Origin of the sequence: Streptomyces spororaveus (genome assembly GCF_016755875.1) — a bacterium.
GTDB lineage: Bacteria > Actinomycetota > Actinomycetes > Streptomycetales > Streptomycetaceae > Streptomyces > Streptomyces spororaveus.
This window is the reverse complement of record NZ_BNED01000007.1, coordinates 1-24,389: the sequence shown is the minus strand read 5'-3', so window position 1 is coordinate 24,389 and position 24,389 is coordinate 1. Positions and strand designations below refer to the sequence as shown.

The following is a 24,389-nucleotide window of genomic DNA, read 5'->3' as shown; positions in this document are numbered from 1 at the left end:
CCTCGGACATAGCGCCCGCAGCCTGCCGGCCCGGCACCTGCACCCGCCCCGGCGGCGACTGCCGTTACCTCGGCCTCGCCCGCTCCTGCAGCCGGCGCCGCGGTACCGGCCAGGGACGTGTTGGCCGCGCGCAGGTGCGCGGCCGGTGACCCGCGGGTCGCGCCTGCCCGCCGAGCCCGCTCCCGCTGCGGCCGCCACCCCCGAGCCCCCCGAGCCCCCCGCTCCCGCCGCTGCCGAGCCGCCGGTGCGGGAGGCCGCCGATCCGTGGGCTGCACCCGTGAGCACGGACGCGAAGCACTCCCGGAGGCCCCTGACCGAGGGTCTGGAAGTGGAGCAGCTGAAGGTGTACGCGGCCGCGGCCGGGCCCCGGCGGCGGGGGCCACTACCTTGCCGGGGCCTCGTCGTTGTCCGCGTGAGGGGCGCGGCCTGCGGGCCGAGGCGCGGCGAGTCGAGTTGGGAAGGACGTGGGGTGCTGGTGGCGGGGTCGGGCGGGCGGAGTGTGCTGGTGACGGGGGCGACGGGTGGGTTTGGCCGGGTGATCGTGTTCCGTCTGGCGGGCGCGGGCTGGGACGTGATCGCCGGTGCACGCGACCGGGACAAGGCGCGGAACCTCGTGGCGGATGCCGCGGGGCGGGGCCTGGCCCTGCGCACCGTCCAGCTGGACGTCGCGTGCGAGGCATCCTGCCGCCAGGCGCTCCAGGAGTGCGCCGAGATGACGGGCGGCGGGCCGTGGGCGCTGGTCAACAACGCCGGCATCCCACAGGCAGGCGCGGTCGCTGACGTGGACGACGAGGACGCCCGTCGCCTGCTGGAGGTGAATCTGCTGGGTCCGGCCCGGCTGTGCCGGCTCGTCCTGCCGGCCATGGCCGCCTGCGGCGGCGGCCGGATCGTCAACATCTCCTCCGGCCTGGGCCGGGTCCCCTGGCCGATGGGCGCCTGGTACAGCGCGGGCAAGCACGCCCTCTCGGCCCTCACCCACTGCCTGCGCGTAGAGGCCGCCCACCTCGGCGTCCGCGTCAGCCTGATCGAGCCCGGCGCGTTCGCCACCCCCATGCTCAGCCGCGCCCTGACCGACCTCAACACCCTCCGCGATCCGGCGAACCCCGGCTACGACAGCACCACACGCCTGTTCACCGCCGTGGACCGCCGAGTACCCGGCCCCGAACCGGTGGCACGCACCGTCGAGACATGCCTGACGGCCCGTCGGCCGCGTCCCCGCTACGTCGTCGGCCGGGAAGCCCGCTTCCTCGTCCCCCTCCACACGATGCTGCCGCTGAGCCTCACCGACCGCATCAAGCACGCGGTCACCGGCCTGCCCCGCACCCCCGCAGCGGCAGCCCGGCCACCAGGCCAGCAACCCGGCGAAAGGTCCGGGCGCGTGAAGGAGACGGCGTGAGCACCCACAGCCGCATCGCCCACACCACAGTCCATCTGCCCACCCGACGCCAGCACGTTACCGAGATCGAACAACTCCTCCACCAGCACAGCCCCGCCCTCAGACTGCCCGCCGGTCTCCTGCAGCGCACCTTCGGCCTGCACGAACGCACCGTCGCCGATCCCGGCGATCTGCCCTCCGACCTCGCCGCCCGGGCCGCCGCCCGCCTCTTACACACCGCCCGCCTCACACCGGCCGACATCGACCTGCTGCTGTTCGCCGCGGTCAGCGCCGACGTCCGCGAACCCGCCAACGCCCACATCGTCGCGGCGAAGACGGGCCTGTCCTGCCCGGCCTTCGACATCGGCAACGCGTGCAACGGCGTCATCAACGCCCTCCAGGTCGCCGACGCCCTCATCCGAACCGGCCAGCACCGCCGCGTCCTGATCACCTGCGGGGAAACCCTCACCCGCCTCTCCCGCTGGAACCTCACCCGAGACCAGCTGCGCACCGGACTCACCTCGCTGACCGGCGCCGACCTGGGGGCGGCCCTGCTGGTGGAGGCCTCACCTGTCCCGGGCATCACCGGATCGGTGTTCCTGGCCAACTCCGCAGGATGGCCCGCCGCCACCCTCTACGACCCCCACCACGCCCCCAACCACCCCCAGGGCCTCCACATCGACTCCGACGCCCTGCTCGGCTCCTTCATCGACCTCGACGACCAGGGCGCCCAGTGGCTCAAGGAACAGCACGTCAACGTCCGCGACCTCAACCTTGTCTGCGTCCACCAGCCGTCCGTGCCCTTCGTCGACGCCTTCCGCACCCGCATGGACATCGAACCCGCGCAGATCATCCCCACCTTCCCCCACACCGGCAACGCCGCCGCCGCGACCCTGCCCCTCCAACTCGCCCAGGCAGTGCGCCACCGCCGGCTGGCCCCGGGCGACACGGTCGCTCTCTTCGGACTCGCCAGCGGAGCCAGCGCCGCAGTGATGCTCCTGCGCTGGTGACACCGACAGCGGCCACTGAAGCAGACACCGAGGTGACTGCCCCACCTGCCCCCGGACGCGCCTGGAACCCGGGCGAAGACGGCGCGCGGGCGCGGACGCCGGGGGACGCTCGCCTGTGCTCGTCGCAAGGTAGGCAGCTGAGGCGGGGAGGCTTTGCGGTCACGGTCCAGATGCCGCCCATCCCCTCGTGCGCGTGCCGGCGCGCCCACACCTCGGTGGTCGGTTTGCAGGCCGGCCGGATGTGTAGAACTGCGAGGTTCGCATCCCGGCGGCCAGGGCGCGGAACCGGTGGTGTGCTCGGTCGTTGAAGGGCTGGGTGCACGCCGTCCCGGGCACGCCCTGCCGTTCTCCTCGGCCTGCCTGGGGCGGAACCTGGGTCCTGGTGCCTGACGCCTTCCGTTCCTTGCTGCTGTCGCTCGGGGATGGATGTCGCCGTTCGTGGTGGTGGCAGCGTCAGGTGTCAGGACCAGTTTTCCGGGCCGTGTTCCGACCGGTGCGGGCGCCGGTTAGGTCGTGGTCAGCCCGCGCCGATATGGCGTGCGTGGGTGAGGCCCGGTGCCCAGAGCGCTCTGGGGGCAGCAGTACCACCGGGCCGCCCCAACGTCACCGGCCGCTGATCGGTCCGCCGGCCGGTTTGGTACACAGCCGAGTCCCGCTGCGCCCGCGAACGCGCCGAGAAGCGGGCCTCTCCGATCGCGAGACCAAAGGGAGAACCCGAGCCAGAACCCATTCCCGTGTACAAAGCCAGGTATCCAACCGCGCTGGTTGTTGGGGCGGCCGGGGTGTGGGCGGGTTCGCGGGCGGGGCAGGGTCGCAAGGGATCCGGCCGGTCTGTCGGCGGGAACGTGGGCGAGAGTGGTGTGCTGGTGGAGTGGGACTGGTGGACGGTTGATTTCGGGGACGCACACGCGGGCGCGGTGGGTGTACTCATCGGCGGTGGTGAGCCGGGTCCGGTGTATTTCGATGTCGGGAGCGGTTCGGAGGTGCCGTCGACCAGGCATTGGTCGGCGTATGACGGGCGGGCCCGCCGTCCGCGCGCGGAGGCTTTGCGGGCGGGGTGCGCGTGCGGATGGCGCAGCGCCGCCCAGTACCCCCTGGACTGGGACACGATCGGCGACCGGCCCCTGTATGAAGCGGACGTGGACCTTTCGGGACCGCTCGCGGACTGGGCCGCGCACCTGTCCGTCGTCCGCGAGGCGGCCGTGCCGCTGCCCGAGCCGCTGGCCGCGCTCCTGGCCGCGATGGCCGGGCAGCTGACCGCCACGGCCGCGGACACCCCGTTGGCCGCGCTGCGCGCTGCGGGTGTGCTGGAGCGGATCGCCGCCCGGGTCGGACGGGAGGCCGCCGGGGCGCTGGGCGACGACGGCATGTCCGCCGACACGCTGGCCACCACGCTCGGCACAACCCACTCCAGGGCTCTGGTTCTGCTCCTGGCCGCCCAGGACGGATGACGGCTCGCGCGCAGGCCACGTGCGGACGGGGGCAGCGGACTCCCGAAGGGGTATTCGTGAAGGTATGCATGCGTGCATACTCGGGGTATGGCTGATACCACCGTGAAGATCGACTCCGAGACCCGGGACCGCCTCGCCGCCCTGGCTGCCGCCCACGGCAAGAGCCTGCGCGCCTATCTGGCAGCACTGGCCATCGAGGAGGAGAACCAGCTCGCCCTGGGCCGGGCCACCGCGGCGTTCCGCGAGACGGTCGGCCGGCCGGGCATCGCAGCCGCGTTCGACGCGGAGTTCGGCGCACCGCCCGCGGCCGGCGGAACCCGGGCGGCCTGACCCTTGGAACTGCACATCGACATCCGTTGGCTCCTGGACCGGCAGGAGGACCTCCTCGGCAAGGACCTTGGCGTCCTGGACTATTCGGGTCTGGTCGCCGCGGTCGCCCGCCACCGGGTCAACACCCCGTCCTGGGGGACGGAAGAGCCGGACGCCTACTGGCGGGCGGCTGCGCTGCTGGAGCAGATCGTCCTCACCCGCCCGCTGCCGGCCCGCAACGAGTACTTCGGCTACGGCATCGCCGTCGCCTACATCAAGGCCTCCGGCAAGGACATCGACACCGCCTTCGAACCATGGCGCGACCTGATCACCGACATCCGCGGCCTGCGCCTGACCGTGTACGACGTCGCCGACCGGCTCCGCTCACTGCGCCCGGCTTCCTGACCGGCACGTGATCAGCAGCGGCTCCGTGCTGCATGCGGCGGAACCCGGCCACGAGAGTGCGGTCGCACGAGCCGCGCGCTGCGCGGCCTGTCGGGAAGGGCCCGCCCCCGATGGGGGCGGGCCTTCGCTGTGCTCGGCTTCGTGGCCGGGCGAGAGGTGCCGGGTGGGATCAGGGTCCGCTGCTGACGAAGTGTCGGCGTCGGAGGGCTGACGCTTCGAAGGGGGGTAGCTGGTTCTGGTCGTGATGGAAGACGGGTTTGCTGACAGCCAGCAGAGGCGGTGCGGCCGCTGGTTCATCCGGTGCGGCAGGCGGGCCGACTGCGGGCTCGACCGTGGGCCGGGCCGCGGGGGGAGGTTCGGCAGGGGGCCCGGCCGCGGCCGGGGCTTGGGGGCGCTCCTCTCCGGACGCCGTGGCGGGCTGGCGGGGTTGTTACGGACGACGGCCAGACGATCCTGTTCTTCAAGGTCTTCCTCCGCGGTTCCAGGCCAGGAAGGGACCGAGGCCGGGACGAGCTGATCGAGCGGGCCGGCGGAAATGCATCGTCGTCGGTGTCCAAGCGCACCACCCCCGTGGTGGCGGGCGAGAAGGCCGGCTCCCCAAGGCCGAAAAACCGGGCATCCGTATCCTCGGCCCTGAGGAATGCGCCGGCCTCCTCCCCACCACCTAGCTTGGTTGTCGGTGCGGCCGCGCATGCTAGGAGTTCGCCCGGCGTGAAGGAGGACCGTGACTCGGGGTATCGGTATGCGGCAGAGAACGGGATGGAGAAAGGGGCAAGTAGCTGCTGGGGAGACTTCCTGATGAAGCAGCACACCTCGTGCGGTCGCCGACGAGCTCGGTGTGATTGAGCGGTCGGTGGCAGCCCGTCGACCTGGACAGGGTGTTCCTCTCGCCCCGCCCTCCAAAAAAGGCAACTGAACGAAAACACCCCGCTCGGCCGATAAAGTCGCAGCTCAGAAAGTGTCGACCCCGCGCCTGCGGGGATGGTCCGGAAATGACGTCGTACTCCTGGGACCCCAAGGCGTCGACCCCGCGCCTGCGGGGATGGTCCGGAGGCCATCACGTTCGCCGAGCAGCTGAACAAGTCGACCCCGCGCCTGCGGGGATGGTCCGAGGGGAGACCCACGGCGTGGAGGTCCGAGTGCGTCCACCCCGCGCCCGCGGGGATGGTCCCGCGATGCGGAACGTGGTCACGGCTCGTCCAACGTCGACCCTGCGCCTCGCGGGGATGGCCCGCTGCTCCCAGGTGATTCCAGGAGGAGCGGGTGTTGTGGGTGTCTTCTTGGGATCTGGGCGGGGTGGGGGTTGTGTCAGTGCCCTGTCATACGGTTGTGGTCATGCTGTGTACCTTTACCCGCCTTGGCCTGAGTGCCGAGGAGATGGATCGGCTCGGTTGCCTGTGGGGGAAGTCCGCCGGGCGTGGCGGGGGGACGGTGAACCTGCTGCTTTCTCACATGCTTGATACCGCGGCCGTGGCCGAACTCATCTGGGACCACTACCTCGCTCCGGCGACCCGGGAGATGCTCGACCGGGTGGCGGGTGATGGGCGCCGGTTCTTCGCGTGGGTCTGCGGGATCCATGACTGCGGTAAGGCGACTCCGGCGTTCCAGCGGCAGGCTCCCGCTGAAGCCGCTCGTCTCGCGGAGGCCGGGTTGGGCTGGCGTGAGGGGGTTGTCACCGCCCGGACCTCACGGGAGTGGGCGCACGACAAGGCGGGGGGCTTCCTGCTCCGGACCGTTCTGAAGGGCACGGGCGGGTGGGGGCGCCGGAGTATCGACTGGGTGTGCCCGATGGTGTCGGGACATCATGGTGTTCTTCGGGCGGCGACGCAGAGCGATGTCACCCACGCCCATGGCGACGCGCATGGCAGGAGCGCCGAGTGGAAGGCCGCGCAGGCACGGGTCATCGAGGCTTTCACCCTGGCCATGGGGTACGAGTCGCTGGCCGAGGTCCAGCCGGTGGGGGTGCCGGCCCGGGCGGACCAGCTCACGCTCCTCGGGTTCGTCGTCATGGCGGACTGGATCGCCTCGGACGCCGGGCACTTTCCCGGCATCCCCGATCTGGCCCGTGTGTCCGTGGCCGACGCGCGCCGCCGGGCAGCTGCCGCTTGGCAGGACCGCCGGCTGGGCGGTGGCCTGCGCACCCTGCAGCCGACCGCGGGGACCGATGTGGTGAAGCTGAGGTTCGGGCACGACGCGCGCGCGTCACAGGCCCTCGCCGTCGGCATCGTGCGGACGATGAGCGCGCCCGGGCTGGTGGTCCTCGAGGCGCCGATGGGCGAGGGGAAGACGAAGACGGCGCTGGCCGTGGCCGAGGTGATGGCCGAACGGTTCGGCCTGTCCGGGGTGTTCGTCGGGATGCCGACGCAGGCCACCTCCGACCCGATGTTCACCAACGTTCGCGCCTGGGCCTCGCAGGTCCAGCCGGGTGCCGAGGACGAAGCCGTGCTCCTCCACGGGAAACGTGCCTTCAACACCGAGTGGAAAGCGATGCTGGCCGGGGACTGGACGGCGGCCGACGCCCGGTTCCGCAGCGTCCAGGAAGACGCCGACGACTGCTGTAACCGCTACGGTCCGGCCGACTGGTTCCTCGGCCCCAAGCGCGGACTGCTCGCGCATCTCACCGTCGGCACCATCGACCAGCTCCTGTACGCCGCGACCCGCACCAGGCACGTCATGCTCCGCACCGCCGGGCTCGCGGGGAAGGTCGTCATCCTTGACGAGGTCCACGCCTGCGACGTCTACATGTCACAGTTCCTGAAAGAGGCCCTCTTCTGGCTCGGGCAGGCCCGCGTTCCGGTGATCCTCCTGTCGGCGACCCTGCCTCCCGCGCAACGCGCCGAGCTTGCTGCCGCGTACATGGCCGGCGCGGAACCGGCGCGCACCGTCGCCCTCTCCGACCCGGGCGGATACCCCAACGTCACCTGCGTCTGGCCCGGCATGCCCGCCCCCCTGACCGCGCACACCGCGACCTGGCGGCCCGACCTGCCCGTCCGCCTCCGCGTTCTCCCCGAACCCGCACTACTGCGCGGCATCCGCCTCACCGACACGCAGGCCGAGCAGCCCGTCATCAACCTCCTCGATCAGGAACTCGCCGACGGCGGGTGCGCGCTGATCATCCGCAACACCGTCAGCAGGGCGCAGCGCACTCACCGGCAGCTCGCCGCCCGGTACGGGACCGACACGGTCATCCTGCACGGGCAGCTCACCGCCGCCGCCCGCGCCGACCGCACCGAGCGGCTTCTTGCCCAGCTCGGGCCCGACAAAGACACCCCGCGCCCGGGCCGTCTGATCCTCGTGGCCACGCAGGTAGCCGAGCAGTCGTTCGACATCGACGCGGACCTGATCGTCACCGACCTCGCCCCCGTCGACCTGCTCCTGCAGCGCGTCGGACGCGTCCACCGCCACGAGGGAACCAGCCGGCCGGCACGGCTGACGCGGCCAACCGTCTACGTCACCGCCCTGCAGCCCGGCCTTGCCGGGGCGCCGCCCCGCATCGAGCGGGGCGCTGAGTACATCTACGGCCGCCACCTCCTGCTCCGCACCGCGTCCCTCGTCCTGGCCGCGGAGAACGCCGGAGGATGGGCGGTCCCGTCCCAGGTCCCCGAACTCGTCGCCGCCGTGTACGGCGAGACGCCTGTCGTCCCGCCGGCCTGGCAGGCCGACGCCGAGAAGGCCCAGACGGAGTGGGACCAGGAGCAGGAAACCCGGCGTAAGGAGGCTGCCAAGTTCCTCCTCACCCGCACCGGCGAGCACACCGCCAAGACCCTCGACGGCCTCCACTACGCCAGCACTCAGGCCAGCACTGAGGACCACCTGGCCGCCGTCGTCCGCGACGGAGAGATGTCCATCGAGGCCGTTCTCATCATCCGCACCCCGGCCGGCTACACGACCCTGGGCGGCCAGCCTCTCGGCGCGGACGGCACCCTCGTACACGCCCACCTCGACACCCTCGCAGGCGACATGATGCGCCTACCCGCCCGCCTCACCGGCGAAGCCCTCGACCACCTCAGCCCACTGCCCGGCTGGTCCAGCCACCCCTGGCTGCGCTCCACCCGCGCCCTCGTCCTCGACCCCAACCTGGCCGGAGCTGTCGGTCGGTACGCCGTCGCCTACGACCCCGGCACCGGCCTCACCTACACTGCCGCCTGAAAGCGCCCGGAACCCGCCCTGCCTGCAGAACACTGCAGGTCGGAAAGGGGCGGCCCCTGCCCATGTGCTCTTCGACCTTGCGTCGGCCCCGCGTGAGCGGGGATGGTGCCTGCTTCAGCCGCGGCTCGTCCGTGAGGATGTTGTCGGCCCCGCGTGAGTGGGGATTGTTCCTGCTGAAGCGTGAAGGTCATCGTTTCCGTCAGGTCGGCCCCGCCCCGAGCGGGGGTAGCCGCCTGCCCTGTGTCACTTACGGCCAGGTCGATGTGATGGGCCCGCGTGAACGGGGACATCCCCAGGAGCCCAGCGGCCGTGCGGAAACTGCCCCAAACAGGGATGGCTTCGAGCCCCGCATCATGGGTGCTGGCTTCTCGGGGTTGGACCCGCGCGCGGGGGATAGGCTCCTGGGACGGATTCCTCGGCTGAGCAGGTAGCTGTTGGCCCCCGGCCCCGCACATGTGGGGATGGCCCGTCTGAGGAGATCGTTCCTCAAGGTACATGCAGGTAGACCCCGCGATGCGGGGAGGCTCGGATCACTGGGAGCCAGAGCCATCGGCCAGGTATCGTCCTCGCGCGCGAGCGGCGACGGTTCCGGACCGGCGGGGTGCGGCCAAGTCGGATGCCGAGGCGCGAGCGCGGGCAGGGGCTACGACTGATCAGCCCGCACGGCGGGGACAGCTCTTGCGTGACCGCGCCGCAGACGGCTGTCGGTCCGCTGCCGAACCCGCGAACGGGGGATGGCTCCTGCAGGTACCCGGTGGACGGGCTCGCTGCTGAGCCGCCCCCCCACGAGAGCGGAACGGCTGCTGAACGAGAGCCCCGAAAGCCGGTTTCCGCAGGTCGCCCGTGTCTGAGCCGGGACAGCCGGGAGCCCTCAGCGCTGATCGTGAAGGGTGGCTTTGTACGCGACTAGCGACGTCGTTTTGACGCGAGATCGAGTCGCGCGCTTGCGCGAATACTCGATGTTCGCGACTTCGGGAGTCACCTACTGGGCCGAAGGCAGGCGACGCTCGTGGCCGTCACACGTAGAACCACCAGACCGCCACCAGCGCAAGAAGCACGGCGCACCACAGCAGGGTCCTGGTAACGATCTTGACAATCTTGGCCTGTGCGCTGCTCAGCTTGCCGTTCTGTTCGTACGACTCGGCCAGATTGGTGACGTAGAGCTGCCCCACTTGCACCAGCAAGACCCCAACGCCGATGGCGCCGGGCCTTCCTGCGAGCCAGTTCAGGATGAACGTATTCGAGCCAGCTGCAGTCATCAGCGCAGCCATCTCAACAAACACGAGGCCTGTCACGATGACGGCTTCGAGCACGAGTACCCAGATGGCGGGTGCGACCCCTGCCGGTGCCTTTGCTCGCGCCTCATGGCCGCTGCGCGACTCCACTACTACAGCAAGGATGGCCAAAGGAATCACCTGGGCAAGTACGGCAGCAAACTGTGCCTTTTCGGAAGCCATTCATTGATCTTCGTGATGTGTCTCCCGCCCATGTAGTCGAAGGTTCGTGTGTCTTGTGCCCTCACCCGCGGACATCCGCCAGGCAGCCGTATCGGCAACCCGCGCGCCCGCACATTGCATCTGTGGACACGGGAGTGACTCCCAAACTCGTTGACATTGATCAAACTGCTGAGCCGCTCAGTGATTCCCGAAGCCGTTGACAAACGACTCCCGTTCTCGCGTGCACAGCCATGTAGGGGGTCCGCCGACCTCGCGCGTACGGGAGCAGCTCTGCCTGCACCTGCACCTGCATCGGAGCAGACATGGCCCAGGTCGCCCCGCGCGAGCGGAGAAGACTCCGACCACGGGGAGCCCGGAGCCAGCATCCAGATCTCACGCACCACGACTCCACGCTGGGGGCAGCCGGCTTGTTACGGATCCGCTGTAAGGCGGTTCGAGCGATGCCCGATCGTCGGGGCGAACCAGCTGAGATCTGCCGCGGGAGCCGATTGTCAGACCCATCCGGTACACCTCCGGGTGGGTCCTCCTGATGTCGGGATCCAGGGTGTTCGCAATGTTTGGCCACGGCTTGCTCTATCTCTTCAGAGTTGCGTACCGTCCTCTTCGTCTTGTCTGACCATCCGTCAACTTGCAGAGAAGGGAGCCATTTTGGCTGCTCACGAGTCGTGTTTGGTCGACGAGGGATGCATCCCTGTCAGAAGCGCCGACGGAGTGCGGGAGGTCGGTCTTCGTTCTGCGCTCCTCGACTCGCACACGTTCGCCGGTCTCGCGGTCGAGCTGCCGACGATGACCCCCGTTCTGCTGAGGCAGCTCCTCGTGCCCGTGGTCCTGGACGCGCTCGGCCCCATCGACGCCGAGGCGTGGGCGGACATGATGGACGAGGCCCGTTTCACTCCCGGCCAGTGCGCGGACATCGCCCAGTACCTGGATGAGCACCGGGACTCCTTCCGGGTCTTCGACGACGTTCGCCCCTTCGGCCAGGCGGCAGGGCTGACGCATCCGAAAGACGTCGTCAAGCCGGTGACCGAACTGATGCCGCACGTGGCGACGGGGAACAACACCCCGCTGCGCAATGCCCGTACGGACGCCGACCCCGAGCCGGTCCCGGTGGGGGAGGCGGTGCGGTGGATGCTGCATGCCCAGTCCTGGGACACCGCGGGGATCAAGACGGCCGCGGTCGGCGACCCGAAGGCGAAGGCCGGCAAGACGATGGGCGCAAGGGTGGGCCCGCTCGGGTTCCTCGGCGTCGTCACACCGATCGGACCGACTCTCTTCGAGACGATCGTGCTGAACCTTCCGACCGGCGCGCGGCCGGACGGCGACATGCCGCAGTGGCGCCGGGATCCGCTGGGGCCGACCTGGGACGAACGTACCCCGGCCGGTGTCCTGGACCTCTTCACCTGGCAGGCCCGCAGGATCCGTCTCATCCCCGACGAGATCGACGGCGGGCTGTACGTCTCGCACGTCGTCATGTCCGGCGGGGACCGGATGCCCGAGGTGCCGGCCTGGGAGCCTCACACCCTTTGGACGATCAAGAAGGACCCGAAGAAGGGCAGCATCCGCTACCCCCGCCGACACCTGCCCGGCCGGACCGGATGGCGCGGCCTCAAGACACTCATCGCCCTCGACCAGGACACGACCGGTGTCGAGACGTCCAGCCTGCTCACGCAGATCGCGTCCGCCACCCTCACCGGCGACCTGCCCGTCACCTATCCGCTGCGCGCCGAGACCTGCGGTGTCGTCTACGGCACCCAGTCCGCGATCATCGCCGATGTCCTGTTCGACTCCATGCCCATCCCCATGGCCGCGCTCCGCGCCGACATGGCACTGCGCGGCTCGGTCATCCAGGTATGCACCCAGGCCGAGAACCTCGCCTACGCCATCGACGACCTCGCCAAGCACCTCGCGCTCGCGGTCGGCGGGGAACCCGCACCGGCCGGCAAGGGGCAGCAGCCCGGCACGAAGCTGCTCCACACCCTTGACCCGCTGGTGCGCAGGTTCCTGACCGGCTGCCAGCACAACCCGGACCATGCCGAGCTCGACCAGGCGCATCACGCCTTCGAGACCCTTGCCGACCGGGCCGCCCGCGCAGCCGCGGACGAGCTGCTGCACCGGCTCCCGGGGCGGGCGTTCAACGGCGTCACGCAGGGCAAGGGTGCCGACGCGAAGACATACCGGCAGGCCAGCGCCGAACGGTTCTTCCACGCGGCGTTGCGCCGCAATCTCACCCACCTGTACCCGCCCGCCGAGGAGACAAGCGCATGACCATCCCCGAACAGAGCACCGGCGCACCCGAGGTGAGCACCGCCCCGTGGTACTGGTGCGACTTCGAACCGGGCCGGTCGAAGGCCGGGAGGACACCGCCCGGATCTGATCTGGCCGCGCTGCGGATGGGGCTGACTCTTCCGGCGGGGACAGTCCCGCAGATGTGGCGCCACTACCGGACGAAGATCGACGACTCTCTGGCCGCCCGCGGCCTGGTCCCGGACAAGCTGGTCGCCGAGCACATGGCGCTGGCCCTGTTCGCGATGCATCAGCAGGGCCAGGCCAGGCTGATGCACGCGCGGGGCATCGGCCTCGGGCAGGCCGCCCGGACCCTGCACGAGCGCTTCAGCACCGATGGAGTGGACGGCCGGATGGCCGCGGCCGCGCAGGCCCGCACCCTGAACGCCGTGTTCTTCGCCGTACGCGGCCTGGTGTCCCAGCTCGCAAGCATCGGGCAGCCCCTCGACTACACGCGGCTCCTGTACGACCTGCAGGTGTGGCCCTTCCCCGAAACCCGCGCCCGCGCCGTCCGAGCCTGGGGACTGACCTACCACGCGTGGACGAAGCCGGCCGACACCCAGAACAGCACCGTGTAGAGGTTCCATCACGCGCGCCCGGGCCGGCATCTCCTCGTGGGGCGCGCACACCCCGCGAGAGCAATCCCTGCAAGACGGGATCCGCCCCCGGGACGTATCCAGCACTTTCACCAAGGAGTCACCCATGTCCGACAAGACCACGCGCCGCCGATTCATCGACGTCCACGTGCTGCAGACAGTCCCCCCGTCCAACCTGAACAGGGACGACGCGGGATCGCCCAAGGAAGCGATGTACGGGGGTGTGCGCCGCCCGCGTGCCTCCTCGCAGGCATGGAAGCGCGCTACCCGCCTCGCGTTCGCTGCGCTCGGGATCGGGGAGGACCAGCTCGGCACCCGCACCAAGCAGATCGCCGACCACCTTGCCGAGGAGCTCGCCGCCCGCACCGGCCTGGATCCGGAGCCAGCCGCCCGGATCGCGGCCGCCGTCCTCGCCCCCCTCGGGATCACCGCGAGCAAGAACAAGGCCGAGGAGACCGCCTATCTCCTTTTCTACGGGAACCGGCAGATCGAGAAGCTCGTCGACCTGGTCGCCGACCGCGCCGCCGAACTGGCCACCCTCGACGACAAGAAACTCCTCGCCGAGCTCGCCACCGCCGAGGTGAAGAGCGCGCTGATGACCGGGCATCCCATCGACGTCGGGCTCTTCGGCCGGATGGTCGCCAACGTACCCGGCATCGACGTGAACGCCGCCTGCCAGGTCGCGCACGCCCTCGCCACCCACGCCGCGGAGCTGGAATTCGACTACTACACGGCCGTCGACGACCGGCAGCAATCCGATTCCAAGGGGGCCGGAATGATCGGCCGGATCGGCTTCAACTCGGCGACGTTCTACCGGTACGGCACCGTGTCCCTGCACCAGCTCGACACCAACCTCGGTAACCCCAAGGCCGCCGTCGAGGCCGCCAGCGCGTTCGTATCCGCGTTCGTCCGGTCCATGCCCACCGGCTACGGCAACAGCTTCGGCCACCGCACCATGCCACAGCTCGTCGCCGTCGCCGTCCGGGAGGACCAGCCCGTCAACCTCGTCACCGCCTTCGAGAAGCCCGTCCAGGCATACGGCGGCACCGGCTACGCCGAGCCGTCCGCGACCGCCCTGGCCACCGAGCAGACCACCATCACCCACCAGTGGGGCGCCCCCGCCCTGTGGACCGGCATCACCCACGCCTTCACGGGCGAAGACACCGCCAAAGCCCTCGGCACCGCGTTCGGCCCCGCCCTCACCTTCCCCACCCTCATCGACAACCTCACCGCGGAGCTGTCCCGGTGACCGAGGCAACCACGCTCCTGCTCCGCCTCGCGGCACCCCTGCAAGCATGGGGCGACCACCGTGCAGTCGTCGACACCCGGCACACCAGCCCCATGCCCACCAAGTCCGGCGTCATCGGACTCCTCGGCGCGGCCCTCGGCCGCGAACGAGACGAACCGCTCGGCGCCCTGGCCGAACTCACCATCGGCGTACGCGCCGACGTACCAGGAACCCTGCTGCGGGACTACCACACGGTCAGCGACTACCGGGGCGTGCCGCTCCTGTCCTCGAAGGTCAACGGCAAAGGCCGCCAGGTCGGGACCAGCCCGGCCCGGTACACGATGACCGGGGAGCGGTTCTACCTGCAGGACGCGGCATTCCTCGTCGCCATCCACGGCCCGGCCCCCGTGATGGCCGAGGTGACCGCCGCGGCGAAGGCCCCGGTGGCGATACTCGCTCTTGGCCGCCGCTCCTGCCCGCCCACGTTCCCGCTCGTACTCGGCACCACTGCCGATCCGATCGCCGACGTCCTCACCGGACACGACTGGCTCGCATCCCCCCACGCCCGGACCCTATGGCAGCGCAAGCACCGCGGTGCTTCCCCCGCCACCGTCGAGGTATCGGCCGTCCTAGACGATCCGAACGGCGACACAATCCTCCAGGACCAGCCCCTCAGCTACGCCTCGAGCGGCCCCCGGCACACAAGCCGCCGTGTCCGCCACACCCTGATCCCCCTGCCCACGGGATTCGATCCCGGCCCGGACGCAACCAGCGGCGAAGGGCATGACCCCCTCGCCCTTCTCGGATGGTGAACCCCATGGCCCACCTGTCCCGCATCCCCCTCGCCCCGCTCCGCGACGGCACCCGCAAGCTCCTGCGGTCCCCGCAGGCCATGCACGCTGCCGTCCTCGGCGCCGTCGCCTACCACCCCGACGCGGGACGCACCCTGTGGCGCCTCGACAGCGACAACCGCCACCGCCCCTACCTGTACACGGTCACGCAGGTCGCACCGGACTGGACAGCCCTCGTCGAGCAGGCCGGCTGGCTCGTCGACGAACCGAACGCCAAACCCGTCGTCGCCGACTACGGACAACTCCTCGCGCAGCTCCAGCCCGGACAGGTCTACGGGTTCCGGCTGACGGCATCCCCGGTCCAGAACTCACGCACCCCACAGAACCCCACCAAAACACAAACCGACCGCATTGCGGCCGCCGCCGACGGCAAGACCCGCTCGTTCCGCATGGGCCACCGCACCGCAGCCCATCAGCTTGCGTGGTTCACCGACCGCGTCAAGGGCTTCGGCTTCGAACTGAAGGAGGTACCGGCATCCGCCCCGGCCGCGCCCAGCATCCTGCCCCTGACAGCCCCCGCCGCCGAACCCGAGCCCACCCTCGACGTCCGCATCACCGCCCGCGACCGACGACAGTTCACCAAAACCGACAGCTCCGGCACCGGCAACACGACAGTCACCATCACCACCGCTACCTACGAGGGCACCCTCACCGTCACCGACCCGTTCACCCTGGCCCGCACCCTGCTCACCGGCATCGGCCCCGCAAAGGCGTACGGCTGCGGTCTCCTCACCCTCGCCGCCGCCCAGTAGCACCCCAGCTCACGCGACGTTGTGCCCATCGACCGCGCTGACCCGCAGCCCACCACCGAACCCGAAAGTCGACCCCGCGCCCGCGGGGATGGTCCGGGGGTCGAGGTCAGGTAGGTGCCGAGCATCTCGTCGACCCCGCGCCCGCGGGGATGGTCCGCTGGTGACCGGATGGAAGTAACCGGCGGGCAGGTCGACCCCGCGCCCGCGGGGATGGTCCGTCCAACGCCGGGTTCCGCACGGTGCCCCTCACGTCGATCCCGCGCCCGCGGGGGATGGTCCGGCGGTCGAGACGCTGCACGGCCTTGAGGTCACGTCGACCCCGCGCTCGCAGGGATGGTCCCCAGTCCCGCAGCCCCTCCGCCTGCTGCCGGGCGTCGACCCCGCGCCCGCGGGGATGGTCCGAGCGGCACGCTCGCCCACGCCACCTCGTAGGCGTCGACCCCGCGCCCGCGGGGATGGTCCCCCCGTGGAGCGTGCGCCGTGGGACCTCGCTCCGTCGACCGCGCGCCCGCGGGGATGGTCCTCTCCTCGTCCTCGTCGTACTGGAGGTCATCGCGTCGACCCCGCGCCCGCGGGGATGGTCCGCGGCGCACTGCTTCGGACACGGTCCCCGAGGGGTCGACCCCGCGCCCGCGGGGATGGTCCGGTCGAGCAGGGCGTCACCGCGGCCAGCCCCCAGTCGACCCCGCGCCCGCGGGGATGGTCCGGAGCAGCCCCTGACCGTGCCGGCCACCGGCGCGCCGACCCCGCGCCCGCGGGGATGGTCCGGCCATGCCGTCCGTCGCGATGCCGGTTCCGCCGTCGATCCCGCGCCCGCGGGGATGGTCCGGCGTACGTGGGTTGGACGCTCTCGGGCAGCTGGTCGACCCCGCGCCCGCGGGGATGCTCCGGGCGACATGGGTGGATTGGCGGCCGCCGGCCAGTCGACCTCGCGCCCGCGGGGATGGTCCGCCGCTCGGCATCCTCGACCCGCTCATCCGCTAGTCGACCCCGTGCCTGCGGGGATGGTCCGAGGGCGGAGGAAGACGCTATGACCGAACTCCCCGTCGACCTCGCGCCCGCGGGGATGGTCCGAGCTGGGCGAGGACGACGTGGTCGTAGGCGCCGTCGATCCCGCGCTCGCGGGGATGGTTCGGACACCACGTCACGGGGCTGCTACCACAACGCGTCGACCCCGCCCGCGGGGATGGTCCGAAGAAGGCCGCCGTGCTCCCCCAGCCGTTCACGTCGACCCCGCGCTCGCGGGGATGGTCCGCAGCAGCTTCTAGAGGAGACCTCCGCAGAGACTGTCGACCCCGTGCCTGCGGGGATGGTCCGGCGTTGGGCTCGGGGTTGTGCGTCACAGGCGCGTCGATCCTGCGCCTGCGGGGATGGTCCGAGCTTCACGAATCCGATCGTGTTCTGGCAGGGGCGGAGGTGGTGCAGCGGGATGGCCCGCGCTCGGGTGTCGGCGAGGTCACTAATGCCGTGCGTGGCTTTTCCTGGATGGGGGGCCGTGCGGCATGAGGGGGCTGCTGCCCTTGGATGCAGCCTTGGTTCCGGCATTGCGGTGCTGCTGGCACGGTTGCCGGTGTGATCGGCTAACCGATTCGGGTGGGATTTGTGTTTCTGATGGCGCCAGTTGAGGCGCCATCTCTAGGCTCGAACCCACGTGAGGGCCCGGCTGTCTGGCCAGCCCATGACGATCTGGTGCAGGAGAAGTACGTGGTCGACGGCAAGCTGGTACGGGACCGGATTCCTGAGATTATCCGTGTGGGCGGAGCCGAGCCGGAGGTCTATGTGGCCGATCCGGCGGAGTACCGCGAGCGCCTCCGTGCGAAGCTGACCGAAGAGGTGGCGGAGTACATGGCGGCGGACGAGACCGATGCTCCCGAGGAGCTCGCGGACGTCCTCGAGGTCGCCTTCGCCCTCGCGGCGGACCTCGGCGTCGATCCCGTCCAGCTGGAGAAGATCCGGGCATCGAAGGCCGAGGAGCGGGGCGGGTTCTCGGAGCGCATCGTCTGGACCGGCAACCGCTGACCTCGTTGCAGGCCCCGCAGCACCGCTACAGCTCGGGCTTGACCAGTACGACGTGACTCACTCCGGGCAGGGGCAGCCCGGCTGTCCCCGCTGCGGGGACGAGGCCGGCGTGGCGGGCGAGCGCAGTGGTCTCCGCCGCACTGATTCCGCGCTGGAACGTCCCCTTCCCCTTGCTCGACCAGTAGCCGTCGTGGTGGGCCGTCCAGCTGCCGTCGGCGGCGGCCTTCGTGATCTCTTCGGGGGAGCGGGTGACGACGACGACGTGACCTCCGGGGCGTACGAACGCGGCTGCGTCCTGCAGTGCGCGGATCCGCGCTCCTGGATCGGGCAGCACGTTGAGGACGAACATCTGGGTTACCAGGTCGTAGCCCTCCCGCTCCGGGCGGGGCCAGCCGAAACCTTCGTGCGGGTCGTACCCGTCCGCGTCCAGCCCGGCGGTCCGGTAGTGGACGACGTCGGTCCCGCGGCCGCACCCGTGATCGAGGACCGTGCGGACGCCGAGCGGGCCCGTCAGGTGCCCGGTGACAGCCCGGGCCGCTGGCGAGGCACCTTGGCGGCTCATCGCGGTCTTGTGCGGCTGGTACGGGCGGGAGCCCGCGGTCGCCGGCTGCTTGCCGGTGAGGTCGCTGATCGCGAACAGGACGTCGTCCGGCTCAGCGGCCTCCGGGGTGAGGGGCAGGCGGAGCAGGATCGCGGAGTGGTCGGTGAACGCCTGTGGGCCCGTCCGGACTTCGTGCCGGGCCGCGACCGGGACACCTGCGGCCATGTGGTCGCTCAGCAGGGCGAGGTCACAGCGGAAACGGCTGAGTTTGCCGGTGAAGAGCCGCTCGAACGTGAAGTCCGCTTCCTGCCCGTCCGGGCTGGTGGTGTCGACGAGCCACGCGCTCTGGAGCAGGTGCTGGAGCGCCTGGCGCTCGGTGTCCGCGGTGAACCCGCTGACTTCCCCGCCGTAGAGCCCGTCCTGCGGCCGCGGCGCGAGGTTGAAGTCCCCGCAGACCAGCAGTGGCCGCCCGCCCTCGGCCGCGGCCAGTGCCGCAAGCTCGCCGAGCTGAGTGGCACGCGCCGCGCTGCTGTAGGCATCGAGGTGAACCTGCAGGACGGTGAGCCAGCCCAGCTCCACCCGCTGCGCCCAGGCGGTCGGAGTCGACACGGCTGGCGTGGCGACGTCCTCGCGTACCCAGGTGGCGAGGTGACCGTCCCCGCCTGCGAAGACGTACCCGTGAACGAGCGGCGGTTGCCGGTCCGCCGGTTTGTACGGCTCCTGCGCGACGATGACCGCGACGTCGTGCGCGCGCAGCCAGGCGGCGAACCGGGCGCGGGCGCCATCCGGTCCGTCCGCGCCGAGTCGCTTGTTGAGGTTGATCGAGGCCAGCAGCATCAGGAGTGCCCTTTGGCGGAAGGGATGGTCACAGCGGGATCGGCTGGCCGGAGGCGGCTTCCTCGCGGAAGGCCTCCCACAGCACGTTCAGGGGGTGCGAGGCGTCGTAGGTGTCCCGCTCGCCCTTGCGTGCGAAGACGCCAGAGACGAGCTGGAGCATGGGGTCGAAGTCGTCGGCGAACTCGACCAGGCGGAAGCCCTCGCCGCCGGGCAGCCGGCCTTCGACGGCGGCTTCGCCGATGGAGCGCGCGCACAGCATGCAACCTCTGGTCATCTCGGATCGCAGCAGGGCCAGCCCGTAGTAGATGTCGTCGATCTCCGCGACGACCTGGAGGTGGCTGCGAAAGTCGGTTCCGTACCAGCGTTCGACGAAGTCGGCGATCACCCCGCGGGAGGGGATGACCAGCGGCAGGTTCCGCAGCCGCTCAACGCCGACCCGCCGAGCGGGCAGCTCCCTAACGGACAGGTTCGTCAGGAGGGCCAGGCCTTCGCGGTGCCACTCCAGGAAGTCGTACTCGGGCGCGAGCGGGCCGTCGCCGACCGGCGCGGCCAGGCCCCCGCACAGCAGGTCCACCTGGTTGGAGTCCAAGCGCTGACGGAAGTCGCGGGTACGCACGTGGACGACCTTGAGCTCCACCTCCCGCGCCATCAGCTCGGGCTCCACCCGCTCCCACACCCGAGCCAGGAAGGGGAGCGTGAACTCGGTGGTGCCCACGGTCAGGCTGCTTCCGAGCCGACGCCTCGAGTTCGCGATGCCCTGAAGCCAGTCGGAGAACGTGGACCGGATCCGGTCCACGACCTCCAGCCCGGTCGGGGTGAACAGCAGATCGCGGCCGCGTCCCTGTTTCACGACCACCAGCTCGCCGGTCAGGGACTGGAAGTTCCGGTTGAGGATGTCGAGCTGCTTCTGCACGCTGGACTGCTCCCGCCCCAGCAGGCGGGCCGCCGCGAGCGCGGTGCCCTCCTCATGGACGACGACGAGCGTGCGCATCTGGTCCCACGTCAGGTCCAGCAAGTCCGGTGAACAGGCGAGCAGATCCCCCCGGAACCCTTCGGGACCAGGCACTTTGAGCGGGCCGGACGGTAACGACGGCACGCGCTTCCCCCTCCCTGGGCGCTACCCACCAGCTTGCACTGTCCGAGCGGCCAGCAGTAGTGGACTTCACCGCATTTCACGCCAGGAAAACCTTGAAATGTTCGGTCGGGCATGGAGACATGGCGAGCTATCCACGGGAACATTTCCTCCATCGCATTCGATCTGGCGATGTTCACCACACCGATGCCTGAATCCCGGGGGTGAGACATGTTTTCAGCCGCGTCCATCAAGGACCTCATCGACAGCGGCGCCGTAGCGTGGGACGGGGAACTGCGCGGGGACAGCCTGCTCTTGAAGCTGGGCAGTCCGATCCAGCCGCTCGTCGACCCCAGCGCCGTCGTCGACCTGGCCGACCAGTCCAGCATCGACACCCTGTACGGCCCGCAGATCACCGACTGGAACACCTACGACCTGGCGCCCGGCCAGATGGCCCTGGCCGCGGCCTTCGAGCCGGTCTCCCTCGGCCCGGACGTCACGGGGATGATCGGCGGCCTGAGCCACCTGGCCCGCGTCGGCCTGGCCGTCCACGTCACCAGCCCGTTCGTCCTCCCGGGCTGGTCCGGCCACCTGACCCTCGAACTCGTCAACGAGTGCCCGACCACGCTGCGCCTGCACCACGGCATGCCCCTGGCCCGCCTCGTCCTCCAGCAACGCGGTGGCGGCCACGCCGCGCCCACCCACCCCTTCTACGGCCGGCCCACTGACCTGCAGAGCCGCTACGCCGACGAACTCGGCGACCCGAACAAGAGGTGACTGCCATGGACGACTGCCAGTTCTGCACCGAGTTCACCGAGCGCGCACCCAAGAACCGCATCATCACCGAGACCGCCGACCACTGGGTCCTCCTGCCCACCGTCGGCTGCCTCACCCCCGGCTACTCCCTCTACATGCCGCTGGAGCACCTCGACGCGGCCGCCGACATCACGCCCGACAACCTCCCGCAGGTCGCCGCCAGCCTGGAGTCGATGCGCACCCTGATCCAGACCCACTACGGCCCCACCATCGTCGCCGAACACGGACCTCGGGACTGCGAGCTCGGCGCCTCCTGCTGCAGCCACGCCCACCTTCACCTCATCCCCGTGCACGACCCTGACGCCATCCTGGCCGCGTACGAGAAGGTCGGCGGCCCGGGCCGGCACCTCACCTCGCTCGTCGATCTGCCGACGGCCGCGCAGACCTCGTACCTGTACCTCTCACCCCGCCCGGGCGAGCACCACTATTGGCCCGCCGCCAGCAGGTTCGCCCGCCAGTTCGTCCGCCGCGTCGTCGCCGACCAGTACGGAATCGGCGAGCAGTACGACTGGCGAGACCACCCCTTCGAGCAGAACCACAACCAGACGTACGACACCCTCACCGCGGCCGTCCGGGCCACCGCGACCACCTGACGACCAGGGGGACAACATGGCGAATCCCTTGCCCCGACCCCTGCACAGCCTGAGCGCCGAGGAACTCGCGGCAGCCGCGAACGACCGGCGCTGGCCGAAGTGGCAGACCATGGCACTGCTGCACTCCCTGCACCTGCCCACCCTGAACGCAGCCCTGTTACGGCCCGGCCAGAGCCCGGCCGAGATACGCACCGCCGCCCACGCCCTCGCCACTGCGCTCGGCACCGATCGGCTGATGATCCGCTCCGACGGTGGGGTCGAGAAGAAGCAGTACTACCGCGGAGGCAACACCTTCCCCATCGGCGAGATCACACACCGGGCCCAGCCCCTGCTGGCCGACGGGCGCGCGGTCATCCTGGCAGGCCCCACCAACCGCTTCACCAACAAGCTCACCGTCATGATCCGGATGGACCGCCCGCGCCCCCATATCCGCGGCACCTTCACCCTCGAAGCGCTCGGCCCCGGCTACGACGTCGCCGACCTCACCCGCGGCGAACTGCCGCCCCAGGTCACCGCACAGCTCAGCAACGTCGACTGGGACCGCTACACCACGCCCCGCTGGCACGAGTGGCAGTTCACCGGCGAACACTGCCCCGGTGGGGAAGACACCCGCCGACGCCGCCGCCTGGAGCGCCTCGCAGCCCAAACCCTGGCCGACGGCGGACAGCTCGTTGGAGACCCCCAGCCCGAACACGCCGAAACCTGGCTCCGCGAACGCGGCTACCTGCAGCTATTCGGCCCCCAGGACCCGCGCCCGGCCCTGATGCGACGCGCCGCCAAGCTCTTCGAGGACGCCTTCGTCCTCACCCGGGCCCAGCCGAATCGGAACTGGCGGTGCCTGGCCACCGCGTTCTCCGTCTTCGCCGAGCCCCGCACCGTCTACTGGGACCTCATCGACGGCGAACGTAAGTACACCGCGGCCGCGCCGCCCGCCGACCGGGCCAAGAAGGAGGCAGCGTGACCAGCCGACCGATCTACCTCGACCACCAGGCCACCACACCCCTCGACCCCAACGTCCTGGAAGAAATGCTGCCGTACCTCACCACCGATTACGGCAACCCCAACAGCGCCCACGCCTACGGCCGGGCAGCGGCCAAAGCCGTCGCCACCGCCCGCCGGCAGGTCGCCCACCTCATCGGCGCGAAGAACCCAGCCGAGGTCGTGTTCACCTCCGGCGCCACCGAGGCCAACCACCTCGCCATCCTCGGCGGCGCCCTCACCAAACGCCCCCACGGCGGGCACATCGTCACCACCGCGATCGAGCACAAGGCCGTCCTCGCCGCCGTCCAGCGCCTCGTCGACCACCACGGCTACACCTCCACCCGCGTCGCCGTCGACAAGCACGGACGAGTCCACCCCGGCGACATCGCCGCCGCCCTCACCCCGAACACCGTCCTCGTATCCGTCATGCACGCCAACAACGAGATCGGCACCCTGCAACGGATCGCCACCATCTCCCAAATCGTCGCCCACCGAGGGATCCTCCTCCACACCGACGCCGCGCAGAGCGCCGGATACGGCCTCTTCGACGCCGCCGAACTCGGCGTCGACCTCGCCTCCCTCTCCGCCCACAAGCTCTACGGGCCCAAGGGAATCGGCGCCCTCTACGTTCGCGGCGGAACCCTCCTCACCGCCCAGCAAACCGGCGGCGGCCAGGAACGCGGGCTACGGGCCGGCACCCTCAACGTCCCCGGCATCGTCGGCCTCGGCGCTGCCGCCCACCTGATCACCAGCGACACCGCCCCCGCCCTCGCACAGATCCGCGCCCTGCGCGACCGCCTCCAGGACAGACTCCTCGACGCGATCCCAGGCGCCACCGTCAACGGACACCCCACCCGGCGGCTCCCCGGCTCCCTGAGCCTCACCCTCCCCGACGCCGAAGCTGCAGACGTCCTCGACCGCCTCCCGGACATCGCCGCCGCCACCGGCTCCGCCTGCAACACCGGAATCGGCGAGCCCTCCCACGTCCTCACCGGCATCGGCCTCACCCGCACCCAGGCCCGCCGCACCCTGCGCCTGGGCATCGGCCGCAACACCACGGCCGACGAAGTCGAGCGCGCCGCAGCACTGATCGCGCAGGCCGCTGCCAGGCAGAGGCCACCTCGTTCCAGCGCCGCCTGACGAGGGGCCGCGCGTCGGGGGAAGGCCTGACCGTATCGAAACCTCCCGCCGGCCCGACCGAACGTTCTCGTGGGGATACTCCGCCAAGGAATGGTCGTCTGTGTGGACGTTCGCCTCGTGCTGTCGGCCTGTGGACTTCGACGGGCCAATTCTCGCTGCCGCCCCAGTATCATCTGAACGAAAACGGCCACCTGGGGCGATAAAGCCCCAGCTCAGAAAGTGTCGCCCCCGCGCTCGCGGGGATGCGCCGCCAGCTCCACCAGCCTGAGCATGGCCGTCGAAGTCGACCCCGCGCTCGCGGGGATGCTCCCATCGAGGCGACGTGACCACCGACGAGGTCACCGTCGACCCCGCGCTCGCGGGGATGCTCCGCGCCTGGAACAGCTCGGGCTCGGCAGCCCGGAGTCGACCCCGCGCCCGCGGGGATGCCCCGCCCCAGGACACGACTCCCAGGGCTTGGCAGTCGTCGACCCCGCGCCTGCGGGGATGCTCCGAGGGTCCGCGCGATCTCGTCGGCGCCGGTC

General features: G+C 70.5%; 20 protein-coding genes and 1 pseudogene. 18 read left to right on the top strand and 3 right to left on the bottom strand.

Translation table 11 applies throughout. From position 1 onward, the window contains the following. Positions 1 to 145 precede the first annotated feature (145 nt). The 7 genes and pseudogenes from Sspor_RS39805 (at position 146) to cas3 (ending at position 8,699) form a co-directional block, all read left to right on the top strand. Positions 146 to 1,396, top strand: a complete 1,251-nt coding sequence (locus Sspor_RS39805; RefSeq protein ID WP_308445581.1) for an SDR family oxidoreductase — start codon at positions 146 to 148, stop codon at positions 1,394 to 1,396. After that, positions 1,393 to 2,385, top strand: coding sequence for a 3-oxoacyl-ACP synthase III family protein (locus Sspor_RS39800; RefSeq protein WP_202204170.1), 993 nt, complete (start codon positions 1,393 to 1,395; stop codon positions 2,383 to 2,385). Before Sspor_RS39805 ends, Sspor_RS39800 begins: the two co-directional genes overlap by 4 nt. Positions 2,386 to 3,524: 1,139 nt before the next feature. Next, positions 3,525 to 3,836, top strand: a complete 312-nt coding sequence (locus Sspor_RS39795) for a hypothetical protein (RefSeq protein WP_202204169.1) — start codon at positions 3,525 to 3,527, stop codon at positions 3,834 to 3,836. Positions 3,837 to 3,923: 87 nt separating this feature from the next. Continuing rightward, positions 3,924 to 4,166, top strand: coding sequence for an antitoxin MazE7 (locus Sspor_RS39790; protein WP_202204168.1), 243 nt, complete (start codon positions 3,924 to 3,926; stop codon positions 4,164 to 4,166). A 3-nt stretch (positions 4,167 to 4,169) separates the two neighbouring features. After that, positions 4,170 to 4,550 (top strand): toxin Doc, encoded by a 381-nt coding sequence (locus tag Sspor_RS39785; RefSeq protein WP_202204167.1) that lies wholly within the window; start codon positions 4,170 to 4,172, stop codon positions 4,548 to 4,550. A 507-nt stretch (positions 4,551 to 5,057) separates the two neighbouring features. Further along, positions 5,058 to 5,218 (top strand): annotated as a pseudogene (locus tag Sspor_RS41780) (BRCT domain-containing protein); the annotation flags it as partial. Positions 5,219 to 5,885: 667 nt separating this feature from the next. Then, positions 5,886 to 8,699, top strand: a complete 2,814-nt coding sequence (gene cas3 / locus Sspor_RS39780) for a CRISPR-associated helicase Cas3' (protein WP_202204166.1) — start codon at positions 5,886 to 5,888, stop codon at positions 8,697 to 8,699. Positions 8,700 to 9,715: 1,016 nt separating this feature from the next. On the opposite strand, the gene Sspor_RS39775 is transcribed toward cas3, so the two are convergent. Beyond that, the gene (locus tag Sspor_RS39775) at positions 9,716 to 10,156 is read right to left on the bottom strand and encodes a hypothetical protein (protein ID WP_202204165.1); all 441 of its coding nucleotides are present in this window, start codon (positions 10,154 to 10,156) and stop codon (positions 9,716 to 9,718) included. 180 nt (positions 10,157 to 10,336) lie between these two features. Between Sspor_RS39775 and casA the strand changes: the two genes are divergently transcribed. From casA to Sspor_RS39745, 6 genes are all read left to right on the top strand, one after another. Next, the gene (gene casA, locus Sspor_RS39770; RefSeq protein ID WP_308445582.1) at positions 10,337 to 12,421 is read left to right on the top strand and encodes a type I-E CRISPR-associated protein Cse1/CasA; all 2,085 of its coding nucleotides are present in this window, start codon (positions 10,337 to 10,339) and stop codon (positions 12,419 to 12,421) included. Beyond that, positions 12,418 to 13,017: a type I-E CRISPR-associated protein Cse2/CasB gene (gene casB, locus Sspor_RS39765; RefSeq protein WP_202204163.1), complete on the top strand. Its 600-nt coding sequence runs from the start codon at positions 12,418 to 12,420 to the stop codon at positions 13,015 to 13,017. Before casA ends, casB begins: the two co-directional genes overlap by 4 nt. Before the next feature lie 124 nt (positions 13,018 to 13,141). Further along, a complete protein-coding gene (cas7e, locus tag Sspor_RS39760) occupies positions 13,142 to 14,284 on the top strand; it encodes a type I-E CRISPR-associated protein Cas7/Cse4/CasC (RefSeq protein ID WP_202204162.1) in 1,143 nt (380 codons plus the stop codon). Beyond that, on the top strand, positions 14,281 to 15,075 hold the full coding sequence (gene cas5e / locus Sspor_RS39755; RefSeq protein ID WP_202204161.1) for a type I-E CRISPR-associated protein Cas5/CasD: 795 nt from the start codon (positions 14,281 to 14,283) through the stop codon (positions 15,073 to 15,075). Before cas7e ends, cas5e begins: the two co-directional genes overlap by 4 nt. A gap of 5 nt (positions 15,076 to 15,080) precedes the next feature. Further along, positions 15,081 to 15,866: a type I-E CRISPR-associated protein Cas6/Cse3/CasE gene (cas6e, locus tag Sspor_RS39750; RefSeq protein ID WP_202204160.1), complete on the top strand. Its 786-nt coding sequence runs from the start codon at positions 15,081 to 15,083 to the stop codon at positions 15,864 to 15,866. A gap of 1,689 nt (positions 15,867 to 17,555) precedes the next feature. Then, a complete protein-coding gene (locus Sspor_RS39745; RefSeq protein ID WP_237404461.1) occupies positions 17,556 to 17,885 on the top strand; it encodes a nucleoside triphosphate pyrophosphohydrolase in 330 nt (109 codons plus the stop codon). 25 nt (positions 17,886 to 17,910) lie between these two features. Here Sspor_RS39745 and Sspor_RS39740 read toward each other — a convergent pair whose 3' ends face one another. After that, positions 17,911 to 19,263, bottom strand: a complete 1,353-nt coding sequence (locus Sspor_RS39740) for a methyltransferase domain-containing protein (RefSeq protein WP_202204159.1) — start codon at positions 19,261 to 19,263, stop codon at positions 17,911 to 17,913. A 28-nt stretch (positions 19,264 to 19,291) separates the two neighbouring features. Then, a complete protein-coding gene (locus tag Sspor_RS39735; protein WP_237404460.1) occupies positions 19,292 to 20,278 on the bottom strand; it encodes a LysR family transcriptional regulator in 987 nt (328 codons plus the stop codon). A gap of 288 nt (positions 20,279 to 20,566) precedes the next feature. Here Sspor_RS39735 and Sspor_RS39730 point away from each other — a divergent pair, with 288 nt between their 5' ends. The 5 genes from Sspor_RS39730 to Sspor_RS41815 form a co-directional block, all read left to right on the top strand. Beyond that, positions 20,567 to 21,112 carry a dCTP deaminase gene (locus Sspor_RS39730; RefSeq protein WP_202204158.1) on the top strand — a complete coding sequence of 182 codons (546 nt, stop codon included), beginning with the start codon at positions 20,567 to 20,569 and terminating at the stop codon, positions 21,110 to 21,112. Positions 21,113 to 21,117: 5 nt separating this feature from the next. Further along, positions 21,118 to 21,744, top strand: a complete 627-nt coding sequence (locus Sspor_RS39725; protein WP_237404459.1) for a hypothetical protein — start codon at positions 21,118 to 21,120, stop codon at positions 21,742 to 21,744. A gap of 16 nt (positions 21,745 to 21,760) precedes the next feature. Next, a complete protein-coding gene (locus tag Sspor_RS39720; RefSeq protein WP_202204156.1) occupies positions 21,761 to 22,705 on the top strand; it encodes a hypothetical protein in 945 nt (314 codons plus the stop codon). Then, a complete protein-coding gene (locus tag Sspor_RS39715; protein ID WP_202204155.1) occupies positions 22,702 to 23,865 on the top strand; it encodes a cysteine desulfurase family protein in 1,164 nt (387 codons plus the stop codon). Before Sspor_RS39720 ends, Sspor_RS39715 begins: the two co-directional genes overlap by 4 nt. Before the next feature lie 322 nt (positions 23,866 to 24,187). Then, positions 24,188 to 24,389, top strand: a 202-nt coding sequence (locus Sspor_RS41815; protein WP_237404458.1) for a hypothetical protein, incomplete at its 3' end; no start/stop codon positions are given.

What these genes read in the sequence shown, in the direction of transcription:
- Sspor_RS39720 (WP_202204156.1), top strand. Translation starts at nt 21,761, where the DNA reads ATGGCGAATCCCTTGCCCCGACCCCTGCACAGCCTGAGCGCCGAGGAA.
- casB (WP_202204163.1), top strand. Translation starts at nt 12,418, where the DNA reads ATGACCATCCCCGAACAGAGCACCGGCGCACCCGAGGTGAGCACCGCC.
- Sspor_RS39790 (WP_202204168.1), top strand. Translation starts at nt 3,924, where the DNA reads ATGGCTGATACCACCGTGAAGATCGACTCCGAGACCCGGGACCGCCTC.
- Sspor_RS39740 (WP_202204159.1), bottom strand. Translation starts at nt 19,263, where the DNA reads ATGCTGCTGGCCTCGATCAACCTCAACAAGCGACTCGGCGCGGACGGA.
- Sspor_RS39730 (WP_202204158.1), top strand. Translation starts at nt 20,567, where the DNA reads ATGTTTTCAGCCGCGTCCATCAAGGACCTCATCGACAGCGGCGCCGTA.
- cas7e (WP_202204162.1), top strand. Translation starts at nt 13,142, where the DNA reads ATGTCCGACAAGACCACGCGCCGCCGATTCATCGACGTCCACGTGCTG.
- cas3 (WP_202204166.1), top strand. Translation starts at nt 5,886, where the DNA reads ATGCTGTGTACCTTTACCCGCCTTGGCCTGAGTGCCGAGGAGATGGAT.
- Sspor_RS39775 (WP_202204165.1), bottom strand. Translation starts at nt 10,156, where the DNA reads ATGGCTTCCGAAAAGGCACAGTTTGCTGCCGTACTTGCCCAGGTGATT.
- Sspor_RS39725 (WP_237404459.1), top strand. Translation starts at nt 21,118, where the DNA reads ATGGACGACTGCCAGTTCTGCACCGAGTTCACCGAGCGCGCACCCAAG.
- cas6e (WP_202204160.1), top strand. Translation starts at nt 15,081, where the DNA reads ATGGCCCACCTGTCCCGCATCCCCCTCGCCCCGCTCCGCGACGGCACC.